Here is a 15,952-nt window from a genome sequence, read left to right as displayed (position 1 = left end):
TAGGGGCATGACGATGCACCAATGCTGTGCAATACTCGCCGCCGTTTACGTAAGACGATGCCTACATCGTTCAGGTGATGCCCCTCCGCAGAAGCGGCACTTGCCGAGAAAACTCGCTGAATATTGTTGTTTATAGAGTGAAAAGCCCTGCTTCTGGCTTTTTATACTGCATGCCCCCTGAGCTGGCCGATTTGCGCGGCCAGACGGGTTTACCCACAAGGTGAGCCCGGCAGGACGGTGTCATGGCGACCGGCCGTGCCACTGAACGCTCGGTGGTTCAATCCAATAACAAAATGAGGTTGTATCCCTATGCCAGCTGGCAACCACCTGCCCCATGGCGAGACCGCTTCCGGCGGCCCGCTCAAACGTGAACTGGGTGAACGGCATATTCGCTTGATGGCGCTCGGCGCCTGCATCGGTGTCGGTCTGTTCCTCGGCTCGGCCAAGGCCATTGAAATGGCCGGCCCGGCAATCATGCTTTCCTACATCATTGGCGGCCTGGCGATCCTGGTGATCATGCGTGCCCTCGGTGAAATGGCGGTGCATAACCCCGTCGCCGGCTCGTTCAGCCGTTACGCCCAGGATTACCTCGGCCCGTTGGCGGGCTTTCTCACCGGCTGGAACTACTGGTTCCTGTGGCTGGTGACCTGCGTCGCGGAAATCACCGCCGTGGCGGTGTACATGGGCGTCTGGTTTCCCGATACGCCACGCTGGATCTGGGCCCTGGCGGCGCTGGTCAGCATGGGCACCATCAACCTGATCGCGGTCAAGGCGTTCGGTGAGTTCGAGTTCTGGTTTGCCCTGATCAAGATCGTCACCATCATTGCGATGGTCATCGGCGGCGTCGGCATCATTGCCTTCGGCTTTGGCAATGACGGTGTAGCGCTGGGGATTTCCAACCTGTGGGCCCATGGCGGCTTCCTGCCCAACGGTGTGCAGGGTGTGTTGATGTCCCTGCAAATGGTGATGTTTGCCTACCTGGGCGTGGAAATGATCGGCCTGACCGCCGGTGAGGCGAAGAACCCACAGAAGACCATTCCCAACGCGATCGGCTCGGTGTTCTGGCGGATTCTGCTGTTCTATGTCGGTGCGTTGTTCGTGATTCTGTCGATCTACCCGTGGAATGAAATCGGTACCCAGGGCAGCCCCTTCGTGATGACCTTCGAGCGCCTCGGCATCAAGACCGCGGCTGGCATCATCAACTTCGTGGTGATCACCGCCGCGCTGTCATCGTGCAACGGCGGGATCTTCAGCACCGGGCGCATGCTCTACAGCCTGGCGCAGAACGGCCAGGCCCCGGCAACCTTCGGCACCACCTCCAGCAACGGCGTGCCGCGCAAGGCGCTGCTGCTGTCGATCTTCGCCTTGCTGTTGGGCGTATTGCTCAACTATCTGGTGCCGGACAAGGTGTTTGTCTGGGTCACGTCCATCGCTACCTTCGGTGCGATCTGGACCTGGGTGATGATCCTGCTGGCCCAGCTCAAGTTCCGCAAAAGCCTGAGCCCGGCCGAGCAGAAAGCCCTGAAGTACCGTATGTGGCTATACCCGGTCAGTTCCTACCTGGCCCTGGCCTTCCTGGTATTGGTGGTGGGCCTGATGGCGTACTTCCCGGACACTCGCATCGCGCTGTATGTCGGCCCGGTGTTCCTGCTGTTCCTGACGGTGCTGTTCTACGTGTTCAAGCTGCAGCCGACCCAGGCCAGCCAGGGTTCGCCGCATTCGGCATGATTTGACACACGGCCTGCCCCTTGCGGCAGGCTGGTCGTGTTTCGGCGTCCAGGCCATCCAGGGCCTGGAGGTACTCGATTGCAGATTGCCGGACAGGCCGCCGAGTCATTGTTGAGTGGCATGCGCTCTACCTTTCACGATAAGTGGAGGGTAGATGGACGCATCGCGCATGCAGGCCCGGGGGCTAACTATTTAATCGCGATGGATCGCTGTGCGGCCGACAGGTTCAAGTGCTTGTTGAACTCCAGCCACACCGCTAGCCCGGCCATCAATACCAGCCCCAGCAGGGCGCTGAATATCTGCATCGGCCAGGCATCATCGACCTGGGCGTTGAGCATGTCTGCCAGCGGCGCCAGCAATACCCCCAGGCAGAACACCTCCAGGGAGTAACGGCCCATACGACAGCTTTGTCGGGCCAGCCAGTTCTGGGTCCAGCCGCGACCGGGCAACAGTTTGGCGGTGACGTAGGCCAGGGCGAGGAAGTGCAGCAGGCGCACGGGCGACAGGTCTGTCTTGCTGATGGGGTACAACAGATTGCTCAGGGCTGCTGGCATCACAGCATCGTGGATTTCAGGCCAGCGCCAGGAGAGGGTGATGATGCCGGCCAGCAGCACATAGGCGGCTGCCGCAAGAAACAATGGCTGGTGGTGCAAGGGCCGGGTTTCAGGCGCCCGTGGCTGGCTGGCGTGAATGGCAGCGGCACCACCGAGTATGAACAGCAATTGCCAGGTCACCGGGTTGAAGTACCACACACCGTCGGCAATCGCCGCCAGGTTCCAGCCCAGCCTGGGGGCCAGTAGATACACAGTCAACGACACCGCGACCACTGCCAGGGGCTTGCGCACCAGCACCGGCAGGGCCAGAGGCAAGCCCAGCAGCAGCACGATGTACAACGGCAACGGGTCCATCAGGTTGGGCTTGAAGCGCAGCAGCAGCTCGTCGGTCAGGGCTTGTTGCGGGTTGGTGATGAAGTGCGTCAGGCCCATTTCCTGGACCAGATCGCGGGTTTCCACCTTGCTGTTGGCGAAGAACACGATGCCCATCAGCATCGCCAGCAAGAAGATATGCACCACATACAACACCCAGGCGCGGCGCAGGATTTTCAGGCAGGCCATCCAGTAGCCTTCGCGTTGCAACACCTTGCTGTAGGCCAGCACGGACGCGTAACCGGCGAGAAATACGAAGACCTCGGCGGCATCGCTGAAACCGAAGTTGCGCAGAGTGATCTGGCCGAGAGGGTTGTGGGGCACGTGATCCCAGAAAATAAAGATCAACGCCAGGCCCCGAAAAAAGTCGATGCGCGGGTCGCGTCCGTTAAGCATGGCTGCGGGCTCTTGAACAATGGTTTAAATAGCGACGCGCAGGGTCCTGCCGTGCGTCGGGCGGGCGCAGGTTGGCGGTATTTGTAAGCAATTGCAAAGGTTGGGTATTACTGAATGTCTCATGCCTGTCCGCTAGACATCGATGATCAGCAGCGTGCCATGGCTGCCGGCCAGTACCCCATGGGCAATGCCGGCTTCGACCAGATACATCTGCCCGGCGCTCACCTCGACAGTCTGTTTGCCGATGGACAAGCGCAGGCAGCCGCTGATGACCAGCAACCCTTCGTTGTAGTCGTGGGTTTCTTCTGCGTAGGCCTGCTCGTCCATGCGCAGGACCTTGAGCTGCGCAGGGCCGACGTGGCCGACCCGTGATGATTTCCAAGGGGTGGGCAGTTGCCCGGCAAGTGCGGCAAAGTCCAGAAACGGCATGGTGAATCTCCTGGGTTCAACGATGCCGTCGGTGGTCCGGTTCAGCACAGGGGGATTAGTCAGAACGCATCCATCAACAACACCCGGCACGGCTTGGCCTGGTACGCGTTGATCTGTGGCACCAACCGGGTGAAGTGCTCGCTCTGGCAGTGAGCATCCAGTGCGGCCTGGTCGGGCCATTGCTCGACAAAGATAAAGTGCCCCGGGTCTTTCTGGTCGACAAACAGATCGTAGGCGATGCACAGCGGTTCCTGGCGGGTTTTTTCCACCAGTTCGGCATACCAGGGCCGCACCGTGTCCAGGTGTTCGGGTTTGATAAAGTCTTCAGCGATTACTTTCAACATCTGATCGGTCCTTCAAGCAGCTACTTCTTCATGGGGCTCGAAACTGTCGGCCCGTGCCATTTGCCACATGCGCGAATAGAACTCGCCGTTCACCTCGCCGGTCAACAGCTCCCCTGGCTTGAGGAACACATGCAACTGTGAGAACAGCTTGATCTCGGTGGCAGACATGCGGCGCACCAAATGCTTGGCCGACAATTGCGATGGATGATCCAGGCCCGCCGCCGCAAGCATTTCCGCCAGGGCCTTGAGGGTGTTGCGGTGGAAGTTGAACACGCGCTGGGCCTTGTCCGGCACCACCAGTGCGCGTTGGCGCAAGGGGTCCTGGGTGGCCACGCCGGTCGGGCATTTGTTGGTGTGACAGCTTTGTGACTGGATACAGCCGATGGCGAACATAAAGCCCCGGGCCGAGTTGGCCCAGTCGGCTCCGATGGCCAGGACACTGGCGATATCGAAGGCACTGACGATCTTGCCGCTGGCGCCGAGCTTGATCTTGTCGCGCAAGTTCAGGCCCACCAGGGTGTTGTGTACAAACAGCAGACCTTCGCGCAGGGGCACGCCGATATGGTCGGTGAACTCCACGGGCGCGGCACCGGTGCCGCCTTCCTTGCCGTCGACCACGATAAAATCCGGCAGAATCCCGGTTTCCAGCATGGCCTTGGCAATCCCCATGAACTCCCACGGGTGGCCCAGGCAGAACTTGAAGCCCACCGGCTTGCCGCCGGACAGTTCACGCAACTGGGCGATGAACTGCATCAGCTCGATTGGCGTGGAGAAGGCACTGTGGCGTGACGGCGAGATGCAGTCCTCGCCCATCAGGATGCCGCGGGTCTCGGCGATTTCCTTGGTCACCTTGTGCTTGGGCAGGATCCCGCCATGGCCGGGCTTGGCGCCCTGGCTCATCTTGATTTCGATCATCCGCACTTGCGGGTTTTGCGCCTGCACGGCAAAACGTTCCGGGTCAAAGCGGCCGTCGCTGGTGCGGCAGCCGAAGTAGCCGCTGCCCAGTTCCCAGGTCAGGTCGCCGCCGTTTTCGCGGTGATAGGCGCTGATGCTGCCTTCGCCGGTGTCGTGGGCGAAGTTGCCGAGTTTGGCGCCCTGGTTGAGCGCGCGGATGGCGTTGGCGCTCAGCGAGCCGAAACTCATCGCCGAGATATTGAACACCGACGCCGAGTACGGCTGCGTGCACTGCGGGCCGCCGACCATCACGCGGAACGCGCTGGGGTCGCTCAATGGGGCCGGGCGCATGGAGTGGCCGATGAACTCGAAGCCCGACTGGTACACGTCGATCAGGGTGCCGAAGGGTTTGTCGGCGCTTTCGTTCTTGGCCCGTGAGTACACCAGCGAGCGCTGGGCCCGGGAGAAGGGCAGGGCGTCGCTGTCGGACTCCAGCAGGTATTGGCGGATTTCCGGACGGATGCCCTCTACCAGGTAACGGATATTGCCCAGGATCGGGTAATTGCGGCGCACCGCGTGGGGGCTTTGCAGCAGGTCGAACACGCCGATCAGGCTGAGCACTCCGGTCACCAGGGTAATCGGCCAGAGCCATTCGTGTTGGATAAAAGGGAGGCTGGCGAGGGTGAAAATGACACACACGGCAAAAAATGCATAACGACTAAGCAAGGACAGGCTCATACGGTTTCCTTGGGTTCGGACTCTTTATGACCTGTAGAGGCCGGCTTGCTGGCGATGGCGTTTTTGGTGGCGCTATCGCTGGCAAGCCAGCTCCTACAAGGATCTCCAGGCTATGGATGCCTGTGCTCTCTCACGGAGTCCCAGCTTACGGGGGAGTTCCTTGCCGGGGCAACCACAGAGAACCGCTGTCTATTTCGGTATTGCAATACGTTCTCGTTTGGATGCACTATTGCGTTACTGTATAACGTATTAAATCTACCCAGACGCCCTCGGAGGCCCCATGAAAGCTGGTATCCATCCTGACTACCGCAAAGTGCTGTTCCACGATACTGCCGCCGATGTGTTCTTCCTGATCGGCTCCACGGTCGACACGGACCGTACCCACCAACACACCGACGGCAACACTTACCCCTACATGGCCCTCGACGTGTCCAGCGCTTCCCACCCGATATACACCGGCCAGCAGCGCAAGACCCAGGTTGAAGGGCGGATTGCCGGGTTCAACAAGCGATTTGCTTCGTTTGGTTCGAGTCCGAAGAAAGCCCAGGCCTGACCGATGGCAGGCGCGGCGGGTGTCACGCCGCAGTCTGCCGGATCGGCAGCACCACCCGGAATGTGGTGCCCGTGCCGACTTCACTTCTCACTGAAATCTCCCCATGGTGTTTTTTGACGATGCCGTAGGACAGAGAAAGCCCCAGGCCCGTCCCTTCACCCACCGGCTTGGTGGTGAAAAACGGGTCGAAGATTTTCTGCAGGCTGTGAGGGGCAATCCCGCAGCCGTTATCTGCCACTTCCAGCCAGACCTGATCGCCCTCCACGCCATTGCTGAGGGTGATTGTGCCGCGCTCCGACCCCATCGCCTGGGCTGCGTTGATCACCAGGTTCATCACCACCTGGTTGATTTGTGAAGCCAGGCATTCGATGTCAGGCAGTGGCTGATAGTGTTTGATCACATCCGCCTTGTGTTTGAGTTCACTGGCCACGATATTCAGGGTCGAGTCGATCCCGTGCTGCAGGTTCGCCCATTGCCAATTCTCGTCATTATCGACCCGGGAGAAGTTCTTCAGGTCCTTGACGATCTGCGTCACACGAGCGATCCCGTCCTTGGACTCCCGGATCAGGATCGGAATGTCTTCCTTGAGAAAGTCCAAGTCCAGATCTTTGCGCAGGGCGTTCAATTGCTCAATACATGCTCCAGGCGGTAATGCTTCTTGGGCCTGTTGATAGGCATCAAGCATCCGTTGCAACTGCTTGAAGTAACCGTCCAGTGTGCCGAGGTTGGAGCTGACAAAACCCACGGGGTTATTGATTTCGTGGGCTACCCCGGCAGCCATCTGCCCCAGGGAGGCCAGTTTCTCCGACTGGATCAACTGGCTTTGCAGTTGCTTGCGCTCATCGATTTCCAGCTGCAATGCCTGGTTGCGCTGTTCCACCAACTGCTCCAGATGAATGGTTTTCAGGTTGGCGCGGCGGGCCATGTCCCATTTGGTAGCCAGGGTATTGGCCATCTGTTGGACTTCGATGTTGTCGAAGGGTTTTTTCAGGATCAGTAGCCGGTCGTGGGCCTTGAGGCGTGACAGCAGCTCCTCCCAGGAATAATCCGAGTAAGCCGTGCACACCACCACCTGCAGGTCCGGGTCGACTTTCCAAAGTTCCTCGATGGTCTGGGCGCCATCCCAACCTTGGGGCATGCGCATGTCGACAAACGCCAGGGCGTAGGGACGGTCGTGTTGCATAGCGCTACACAGCTGTTGCAGGCCTTCCTGGCCGCCATAGGCCGAGTCGAGTTCAAAGGGTTGGGCGAGGGGGGCGGCGGTTGCGCCGAACAGCGTGCTTTCCAGTTCGTCCAGCGCTGGGTTCTGTTCGACGGGCGGCATGAGGATCTTGCGAAAATCTTCGTGGATCGACGGCGTGTCATCAATCAGCAGAATGCGCCGGTTGTGGAGAGAGGGCATGGTCAGTTCTCGGCACGTTCAAGAGGAATATATAAGGTAAACAGGGCGCCCTGGCCGGGTCCGTCGCTGTGTGCGGTCAGGCGGCCATTCATTTCGATGGCGGCCAGGGCGCAGCTGTGCAGGCCAAAACCGTGACCTTCCTTGCGGGTGGTGAAACCGTGGGTAAAGATCCGCGTCATGTTTTCTGCGGGGATGCCTTCACCTTCGTCTTTGACGCTGATCTGCAACGTGTCGTCATCCAGGGCGCGGACCGTGAGGGTTATCTGGCGTGGCCGGTCGCTGAGGTTGGACATGGCGTACTTGGCGTTGCTGATCAGGTTCACCAGAATCAACAGCAACCGATGTTTGTCGGCCATGACCTCGGGCACCGGGTGATAGTCCTTGACCACCGTGACATGGTGGCGACTCAAGGCGCCGGAATTCATGCGCAGCGCGTCTTCGACCATGGCGCTGATATGCACGGGCTCCAGCAGTTTGGAGGCGCCAGCATAGGACTGTTGGGTGGAGACGATATCCTTGATGTGGTCGACACTCTTGGTCAATTGCGCCAATTCTTCAGCCATGCCCTGCTGCTCGACAGCGATGGCGTCCACCAATTGGTTCAAATACCCCGGCAGCAATTTGCCCTTTTCGTCCTCCATGAGGAAGGCGCCCAGGTCATGGGGGTGTTCGTTGATCATCTGCATGGCCTTGCCCAACCCAAGGGCCTTGCTGGCCCGTAGTTTACGGGTCACCAGGTCGGCAGACACATTCACGCTGTTGAGCACGTTCCCGACGTTGTGCAACACATTGGTGGCAATTTCCGCCATGCCGGCCTGGCGGGCGCTGTCGAGTAACTCGCTTTGAGCGTCCCTGAGTTCCCGGGTGCGTTCCTCGACCCGTTGTTCGAGGCCTTCGTTGGCAGTCTGCAAGGCCCGGTTGACCCGGTTGATCTCGGCAAAGCTGCGCAACAGGCGAATGGCCAGGTACACCAGCACCAGCATCAGTAACGTCGAAAACACCAGCAGGTAGCGGTGGTATTTCTGATCGCTCAGGTCGGCGACCCGTTGATCCTGATTGAGTTGGTTGGTCAGATCATCCAACTGCTCGGGCAGCGGTATCGCCGCGATGCGCTCCAGCACGCCGTTGACCAAGGGTTGCTCACGCAGGATCAGGGCGATGTGCTTGCTGAGGATCTCCACCGGAGCCTGGAAGTCCTCGGGCAGAAGTTCCTTGTTGATCGTCAGTTTGTTCAGCCCGACGAGTATCTCGGCGGCCTTGTCGTCACTGGTGACCAGAGCGAACTCAAGACTGCTGAGCAATAAGTCATAGGTGTCGGTGGCAATGTTTTGCAATTGCAGTCGTTTGTTGGCGTCCAGCAGGCCGAATTGCGCCTGGATATCGTCCTCGGCGGTCGGCAGGAAAGCCAGGGAGTTGCGCAACAACGCGTTATGGGATTTGAACTGGTCTACCAGTCGCGCTTTTTCCTGGACCGCCTCCCGATAGTTGTTTTGCACAGCTTGCCAGTTGCCTGGATCGGTATGTTGGTGCAAGGACTCGCGCGCTTCCAGCTCGGCCCAAAGGCTGTTCATCTCGTTGAGCGGCGCGACCAGGGGGTCGTAATTGTGGGTCAGGGCTATCCGGGCCTTGAGTACCTCGCTGTCCCATTGTGCGTTCAATTGTTTGATATGGCGGATCAAGTCGCGGGACTGTGTGTAGGTGGTGCTCTGCTCAGACGAGGATTTGACGTATAAAAATACCAGTATCGAGGCCAGCACCAGGGTGATGGCGCCGAGCAGGGACAGGCTGGAGCGGCGACTGAGCTTCATAGCGGTTTGCCTTCCCATTCACCCGTCAGTGTCTTGAGGAACAGGGTAATCCGAGTCTTGTCGTCTGCCGAAGGTGTACGCCCCAACTGGTACTCGAACATCACGTCGACCGCTTCTTCCAGGGTCTTGGCCGAGCTGTCGTGAAAGTAGGGGGCGGTGACGGCGACGTTACGCAGGCTCGGCACTTTGAACACATGGCGATCGTCCTCATCCAGGGTCACCAGGTAGCGCCCCAGGTCGGCTTCAATCGGATTGCCTCGGGCTTCGAAGTAGTCCTTTATCACACCGAACTTCTGGTACATGTTGCCCCCGATATTGACCCCTTGATGACAGGCAATACAACCGTACTCCTTGAATCGCAGGTAACCCTGTTTTTCGTCGTAGCTGAGGACATCGGTGTTGCCCAGCAGGTACTGATCGAAACGTGAATTGGGCGTGATCAGGGTGCGCTCGTAAGTGGCCAGGGCATTCTGCACGTTGGCGGCAGTGACGCCGTCGGGGTAGGCCAGGCTGAATGCGCGTTGATATTCAGGTGCTGCGGCTAGCGTAGCGACTACGGTTTTCCAGTCGTTGCCCATTTCTGCAGGGCTGGTCACCACTTGTTGGATCTGTGCCTCCAGAGTGTCCACCCGGGCGTTCCAGAACTGTTTGAAGTTCAGGCTGGCGTTGAACACGGTGGGGGTGTTGAGCGCCACTGGCTTGCCGTCGAAGCCAAGGGAGAAGGGTTTGTCATCGGCGCCGCCTTTGTCCAGGTGATGGCAACTGGCGCAAGACAGGGTGTTATTGATCGACAGGCGTGTTTCATTGAACAGCCGACGCCCCAGTTCAACGCGGGATGCATCCAGCACCGGTGTTGCAGGCAGGGGTTTGAGTGGCTCATCGAGCGGCGCGGCGAATACCGCGCAACTGCCCAGCCATACACCGGATACAAGGCTTATGACCGGTGCCGACGGGTAACGCAGTGGTGTATTGCTCAACTTCAATTCCTTGTGAGCTGAGGATCATTGACCGGGCATCAGATGATGTGGGCCTGTTTCCAGTAGCAGGGCAAAATCCTCGGCCGCCACGGCTTTGCTGAACAGATAACCCTGGCCTTCCTCACAGTTGCGGGCCTTGAGGAACTCCAGTTGTTCGACTGTCTCCACGCCCTCGGCAATGATATTGAGGTCCAGGCTTTTGCCCAGGCTGATAATGGCACTGATCAGTTGCATGTCCTGGGTGCTTTCGCCCATGCCGCGAATAAACGACTGGTCGATTTTTAGCACATCCACGGGAAAGCGCCGCAGGTAACTGAGGCTGGAGTAACCGGTGCCGAAGTCATCGATGGCCAGCCTTACCCCCATCTTCTTGATTTCGCGCAGGGTGGCAACGGTGTCCTCGACGTTTTGCATCAGCACGCTTTCGGTAATCTCCAACTCCAGCAGTGCGGGCGCCAGGCCCGTTTGCTCAAGTGTGGCGGCAAGGTTGGGGACAAAGTCGCGCTGACGGAAGTCGATGGCCGAGATGTTCACCGAGACGCAAATGGGCGCCAACCCCTGCGCCTGCCAACGCTGTGCCTGTGTGCAGGCCTGGTGTAATACCCATTGGCTCAAGGGCACGATCAGGCCACTGTCTTCGGCCACCGGGATGAAGGCGGACGGGTAAACCCAGCCATGCTCGGGACGATACCAGCGAATCAACGCTTCAGCGCCGACCACTCGCCCGCTTTTCAAGTCCAGTTTCGGTTGGTAGTGCAAGACAAACTCGTCGTGCTCCAGAGCCCATCGAATCGCGGTCTCCAGGGTTTGTTGCCGGCGCGCTATCAGGTTCATGTCTTCGATAAAGAAGCTGAAGTTGCCAGGCCCGTGCTCCTTGACGTTATGCATGGCGGTTTCCGCGTTCTTTATCAACTCAACGGCGTTGAAACTGTCATTGGGGTAAATACTGATGCCAAGGCTGGCGGTGACGCGCAGGTCATGGCCTGCGACATGGCGGGTACGCCCGAGGGCCTTGAGGATCTTCTCGGCAATGCTCATGGTTTGTTGAGGGTGATGAATGTCGTTGAGGATCATCACGAATTCATCGGAGCCATAGCGGAACACCGAGTCGGATTCACGCACCGTTGCCAGCAGATCCTCGCTGATCTGTTGCAACACCTGGTCACCCACCGGGTAGCCCAGTGCATTGTTGACGCGCTTGAAACGGTCCAGGCCAATAAACATCACCGCCAGTTGCGTATCGTGGCGCCGGCCCAGGGCAATGGCCTGGGTCAGCCGGTCGCCGAGCAGCGTGCTGTTGGGCAGGCCTGTGAGAGCATCGTAGTGCAACAAGTGCGAAACCTTGAGTAACTCCTGGACCCGCTCTTCGATCATGCGCTCAAGGCCCAACACTTTGAGTAACGCGTCCTGTGCCAACTGCCATTTCCAGGTCAGGGCACTGGCCATCTGGCGGATCTCCATGTGATCGAACGGCTTTTTCAGGATCAGCAACTGATCATTGAACTTCAAGCGGGCTTCAATCGCTTCGAAGGAGTAGTCGGAATAGGCCGTACACAGGGCGATTTGCAGGTTGGGGTCGATGTTCCATAGCTGTTCGATGGTTTCCAGGCCATCCCATCCCGGCGGCATGCGCATGTCGATAAATGCCAGGGCATACGGTGCGTCGTCAGCCAGTGCCCGAGTGACCAAATCGAGGGCTTCCTGGCCCTGGTACGCAGAGTCCAGGGTATAACGCTGGCGGGTGGTTGGCGCAGTGCCGAACAGGCTTTGCTCTATGCTCTCCAGCGTCTGGTCGGCAATGGCCTCGGCACAGAGGATCTTGCGAAAATCCTGATGGATCGACGCCGTGTCGTCGACGATCAGAATGCGTCGGTTCGTCCCTTCGGGCCGAAGCGTCATGACGTGTACCCATTGGCACGCAACAAAGTGGATGGGCGCATAAGGCTTCCTTTCCTCAATGGCTGGGTTGGGTGAGTCAATCACGGACCTCACCTTCAAGCGTAGTCGGCTCCCTTGAATTCGTCGGCCAGTTGGCGTCAAATCAGCGGCAGTTCACCCTTTGATAGCGTGCGCTGTCTGCCTGGGCCAGCACTGCGTACAGTCGACTGCGGGTGTCAGGGTTCAATTTAGTTCAAGTGTTAGCAGGTGTCGCCATGGATGAGCAGCTCGCTACAGTTTCCCCCTACAAGCCCACTGTTCTACTGGTCGATGATGAAGAATCGATCCTCAACAGCCTGCGCCGCCTACTGCGTGGCCAGCCTTATGAAGTATTGCTGGCTGCAAGTGCTGCCCAGGCCCTGGAGATCATGGCCACCCAGCCCGTGGACCTGATCATGAGCGACGCGCGGATGCCAGTCATGGATGGGGCGACGTTGCTGGCCGAGACCCACCGTCTGTATCCGGCGACGTCGCGCATCCTGCTGACGGGCTACGCTGACCTGACGATGATCATCAAGGCCATCAACGAAGGACAGATCCACCGCTACATCAGCAAGCCCTGGAACGATGAGGAGATGCTCCTGGTGTTGCGCCAGTCCCTGGAGCACCAGCATTCCGACCGCGAGCGGCTGCGCCTGGAGCAACTGACCCGGCAACAGAATGATCAGCTCAAGGCCCTCAACGCCACCCTGGAAAAACGCGTGCTCGCGCGCACCAGCGAGCTGCAGCAGACCGCCGACATGCTTGACCTGGCCTACGATGAACTCAAGCGCAGCTACGTGACCGGCACCGAAGTGTTTTCCCTGCTGGCCAACCTGCGGCTGCCCAAGGAAAAGCAGACCAACCGCCCGTTGATCGAATTGATCCGGGTCTACTGCAGATCCCAGGCGATGGATGAGTCCAGTGTGCGCGACCTGACCATGGCTGCGGCGCTCTACAACGTCGGTAAGTTGAGCTGGACCGACAGAATGATGATCGCCCCCGCTGACCTGCTGCACAGCACCGACCGCGAGCTTTATCGGTCTTACCCGACCCAGAGCGAATCGCTGCTGATGACCCTGGAACCGATGAAGGATGCAGCGCGCATCATCCGCCATCACCAGGAACGCTGGGATGGCAGCGGCTTCCCCGATCACCTCAAGGGCGAGGCGATCCCTGTTGGTTCGCGTCTGTTGAAGCTGGCAGTGGACTTTATCGAGTTGCAACGCGGCTTGATTCTTGAACGGCAGATGAACAGCGACGAGGCGCTGCTGTATATCCGCAAATACGCAGGCCGCCTGTATGACCCGGACATGGTGGAAGACTTCGTCCAGGCCTGTGCGGCGTTTCTCAGTGACGTGACCCTGGGGGACCCGACGGTCAAAGTGCTGGGCACTCGTGAGTTGACCGAGGGCATGGTCCTGGCGCGCAACCTCAATGCCGACAACGGCATGTTGTTGCTCAACGCGGGCAAGGTCTTGAACCTGCCGCTGGTGGACAAGTTGATCGCTTTCGAAGCCATGGAAGGCGCCAAATACAGCGTGTTCATCAAGGAGCCCGAGGAACCCCAAACCTTGTAGGAGCGGGCTTGCCCGCGATGGTCGTCAACGATGACGGATGAACACCTGACACCCAGCGGCGATCTTACTGGCGCCATCGCCGGCAAGTCAGCGCCTACATCGATTGCGAGGAGCAGGGGAGTCGTGTGATCCTTTGCGGCCTCTACTCCAAGGCGTTTATTTCATGTCCAAGACCATCCGCATCGCCGCCGCCCTGTTGATCGGCAGCAACGGCCAGACCCTGCTGGTGCGCAAGCGCGGCACCCAGGCCTTTATGCAGCCGGGCGGCAAGATCGATGCGGGCGAGCAACCGGCGCAGGCCCTGGCGCGTGAGCTGCACGAAGAACTGGGGCTGCGTATCGATCCGGCACAAGCGCACTACCTTGGCCACTTCTCGGCTCCGGCGGCCAATGAGCCGGGGTTTACCGTGGAGGCCGAGCTGTTTGAGGTGCGTATCGACGTACCGGTAACCCCCGCTGCCGAGATCGAGGAAGTGCGCTGGATCGACCCGGCGGGCGACGGCGGCCTGCAGTTGGCACCCTTGACACGTGACCTGATCCTGCCGTTCTATCGTGCATCGCTGACCACCACTGCCTGAGCTGTCGGGCGCAAAGGACTGACCCGTGATCCCCCTCAATGACTTGCTGATTTTTGCCGCCGCCTCGCTGCTGTTGGTCCTGACGCCGGGGCCGAACATGATCTACCTGATTTCCCGTTCGATCTGCCAGGGCCGCAAGGCCGGGGTGACGTCGTTGCTGGGGGTGGTCGCAGGGTTCTTTGTGCATTTGTTCGCCGCGGCCGCAGGTTTGACCGCCGTCTTTCTCACGGTGCCAATGGCCTATGAAGTCCTGAAATGGGCCGGTGCGCTGTACCTGTTGTGGCTGGCCTGGCAAGCCGTGAAGCCGGGCGCCCGCTCGCCATTCGAAGCCCAGCAACTGCCTGCTGACTCGCCACGCAAGTTGGTGACCATGGGCTTTTTGACCAGTGCATTGAACCCGAAAATCGCGGTGTTCTATCTGTCGGTATTCCCGCAGTTCATCACCCCGGAGCACGGTTCGGTCTTTACCCAAAGCCTGATGCTGGGCTTTACCCAGATCAGCGTCAGCTTTGTGGTCAACCTGCTGATCTCGCTGTGCGCCGCCAGCATCGCCGCCTGGTTTATCCACAACCCCACGTGGCTGGCGGTGCAACGCTACTTCATGGGGTTTGTGCTGGCGGCCCTGGCGGTGCGCCTGATGCTGGAGCAACGGCGCAGCGCATAAACAATCAACGCACCGCGCTGACCCCGTCCAGGGTCGAAAACGAGGTGTCCTTGGCGGTCAGCAAAAAGTCGCGCATGTACGGCGCATCCAGCATATCGGCACGGATCCCGGCGTACAGCGTGGCGAACAGCCCTTTCTCCCCCAGCCGCTTGGCCTTCACATAGCCTCGCGAGCTGTACTCATGCAGCGCCCAGTGGGGCATGCCACATACGCCGCGGCCGCTGGCCACCAACTGCATCATCATCACCGTCAGCTCTGAAGTGCGGACCTGGGCCGGCTCGACATCGGCCGGTTCCAGGAAACGGGTGAAGATATCCAGGCGGTCGCGCTCCACGGGGTAGGTGATCAAGGTTTCGCTGAGCAGATCCTCGGGCACGATATACGGCTTGTTCGCCAGCGCGTGCTGGTTGGCCACGGCGAGCATCGCTTCGTAGGTGAACAACGGCACATAGGTGATGCCCGCCAGTTCCAGTGGGTCGGAGGTCACCACCAGGTCCAGGTCACCACGGGCCAGGGCCGGCAGCGGGGCGAAGGCAAAACCGGAGGCCAGGTCCAGTTCTACTTCCGGCCAGGCATCGCGGAACTGATCGATGGTCGGCATCAGCCACTGGAAGCAGCTGTGGCATTCGATCGCCATGTGCAGGCGTCCGGCAGTGCCTCCGGCCAGGCGGGCGATATCCCGTTCGGCACCGCGCAGCAGCGGTAGCGTGGCATCCGCCAGTTGCAGCAGGCGCAAGCCGGCGCTGGTGAAGCGCACGGGCTTGGTCTTGCGTACAAACAGCGGCATGCCCATGCGCTCTTCCAGCTCTTTGAACTGGTGCGAAAGTGCCGACTGGGTCAGGTGCAGTCGCTCGGCGGCTTCCACCAGGCTGTCGGCTTCGCGCAAGGCGTGCAGGGTCTTGAGATGACGGATTTCGAGCACGGGCTCTCCATGAAGACAATTTGTGACAAGTTCGGATAGCGTGAGTTTGTCTCATGTTGCCAACGCTGTCGACCATGACCGCTGGGCGCTCTTCATC

At 59.6% G+C, this 15,952-nt stretch carries 14 protein-coding genes; 5 read left to right on the top strand and 9 right to left on the bottom strand.

Annotation, left to right across the window (positions count from 1 at the left end; translation table 11 throughout):
* Positions 1-309 precede the first annotated feature (309 nt).
* On the top strand, positions 310-1,728 hold the full coding sequence (locus H097_RS11475; protein WP_032859936.1) for an amino acid permease: 1,419 nt from the start codon (positions 310-312) through the stop codon (positions 1,726-1,728).
* Between the two features lie 188 nt (positions 1,729-1,916).
* Here H097_RS11475 and H097_RS11470 read toward each other — a convergent pair whose 3' ends face one another.
* The 4 genes from H097_RS11470 to H097_RS11455 form a co-directional block, all read right to left on the bottom strand.
* Entirely contained in the window at positions 1,917-3,050 is a 1,134-nt protein-coding gene (locus tag H097_RS11470) for an OpgC domain-containing protein (RefSeq protein ID WP_032859935.1), read from the bottom strand.
* 132 nt (positions 3,051-3,182) lie between these two features.
* On the bottom strand, positions 3,183-3,479 hold the full coding sequence (locus tag H097_RS11465; RefSeq protein WP_032859934.1) for a cupin domain-containing protein: 297 nt from the start codon (positions 3,477-3,479) through the stop codon (positions 3,183-3,185).
* Between the two features lie 59 nt (positions 3,480-3,538).
* A complete protein-coding gene (locus tag H097_RS11460) occupies positions 3,539-3,823 on the bottom strand; it encodes a putative quinol monooxygenase (RefSeq protein WP_032859933.1) in 285 nt (94 codons plus the stop codon).
* Between the two features lie 12 nt (positions 3,824-3,835).
* A complete protein-coding gene (locus H097_RS11455; protein WP_032859932.1) occupies positions 3,836-5,455 on the bottom strand; it encodes an FMN-binding glutamate synthase family protein in 1,620 nt (539 codons plus the stop codon).
* Between the two features lie 280 nt (positions 5,456-5,735).
* Between H097_RS11455 and H097_RS11450 the strand changes: the two genes are divergently transcribed.
* A complete protein-coding gene (locus H097_RS11450; RefSeq protein ID WP_032859931.1) occupies positions 5,736-6,008 on the top strand; it encodes a type B 50S ribosomal protein L31 in 273 nt (90 codons plus the stop codon).
* A 22-nt stretch (positions 6,009-6,030) separates the two neighbouring features.
* Here H097_RS11450 and H097_RS11445 read toward each other — a convergent pair whose 3' ends face one another.
* From H097_RS11445 to H097_RS11430, 4 genes are all read right to left on the bottom strand, one after another.
* Positions 6,031-7,410, bottom strand: coding sequence for an ATP-binding protein (locus H097_RS11445; RefSeq protein ID WP_032859930.1), 1,380 nt, complete (start codon positions 7,408-7,410; stop codon positions 6,031-6,033).
* 2 nt (positions 7,411-7,412) lie between these two features.
* A complete protein-coding gene (locus tag H097_RS11440; RefSeq protein ID WP_032859929.1) occupies positions 7,413-9,218 on the bottom strand; it encodes a DAHL domain-containing protein in 1,806 nt (601 codons plus the stop codon).
* Complete coding sequence (locus tag H097_RS11435; RefSeq protein ID WP_239695283.1) at positions 9,215-10,156, bottom strand: cytochrome c peroxidase; 942 nt, start codon at positions 10,154-10,156, stop codon at positions 9,215-9,217. The genes H097_RS11440 and H097_RS11435 overlap by 4 nt, the downstream gene beginning before the upstream one ends.
* Before the next feature lie 63 nt (positions 10,157-10,219).
* Positions 10,220-12,094: a GGDEF and EAL domain-containing protein gene (locus tag H097_RS11430; protein WP_032859928.1), complete on the bottom strand. Its 1,875-nt coding sequence runs from the start codon at positions 12,092-12,094 to the stop codon at positions 10,220-10,222.
* 254 nt (positions 12,095-12,348) lie between these two features.
* Here H097_RS11430 and H097_RS11425 point away from each other — a divergent pair, with 254 nt between their 5' ends.
* From H097_RS11425 to H097_RS11415, 3 genes are all read left to right on the top strand, one after another.
* The gene (locus H097_RS11425) at positions 12,349-13,692 is read left to right on the top strand and encodes an HD domain-containing phosphohydrolase (RefSeq protein ID WP_032859927.1); all 1,344 of its coding nucleotides are present in this window, start codon (positions 12,349-12,351) and stop codon (positions 13,690-13,692) included.
* A 163-nt stretch (positions 13,693-13,855) separates the two neighbouring features.
* On the top strand, positions 13,856-14,269 hold the full coding sequence (locus tag H097_RS11420; RefSeq protein WP_032859926.1) for an NUDIX domain-containing protein: 414 nt from the start codon (positions 13,856-13,858) through the stop codon (positions 14,267-14,269).
* A gap of 25 nt (positions 14,270-14,294) precedes the next feature.
* Positions 14,295-14,933: a LysE family translocator gene (locus H097_RS11415; RefSeq protein ID WP_032859925.1), complete on the top strand. Its 639-nt coding sequence runs from the start codon at positions 14,295-14,297 to the stop codon at positions 14,931-14,933.
* A gap of 4 nt (positions 14,934-14,937) precedes the next feature.
* Here H097_RS11415 and metR read toward each other — a convergent pair whose 3' ends face one another.
* Positions 14,938-15,855 carry a transcriptional regulator MetR gene (metR, locus tag H097_RS11410; protein WP_032859924.1) on the bottom strand — a complete coding sequence of 306 codons (918 nt, stop codon included), beginning with the start codon at positions 15,853-15,855 and terminating at the stop codon, positions 14,938-14,940.
* Between the last annotated feature and the right edge of the window lie 97 nt (positions 15,856-15,952).

The organism is Pseudomonas sp. FH4, assembly GCF_000510915.2.
Lineage (GTDB): Bacteria > Pseudomonadota > Gammaproteobacteria > Pseudomonadales > Pseudomonadaceae > Aquipseudomonas > Aquipseudomonas brenneri.
Note: the sequence above shows the minus strand (reverse complement) of the source record. Positions and strands in the feature narration are given on the sequence as shown.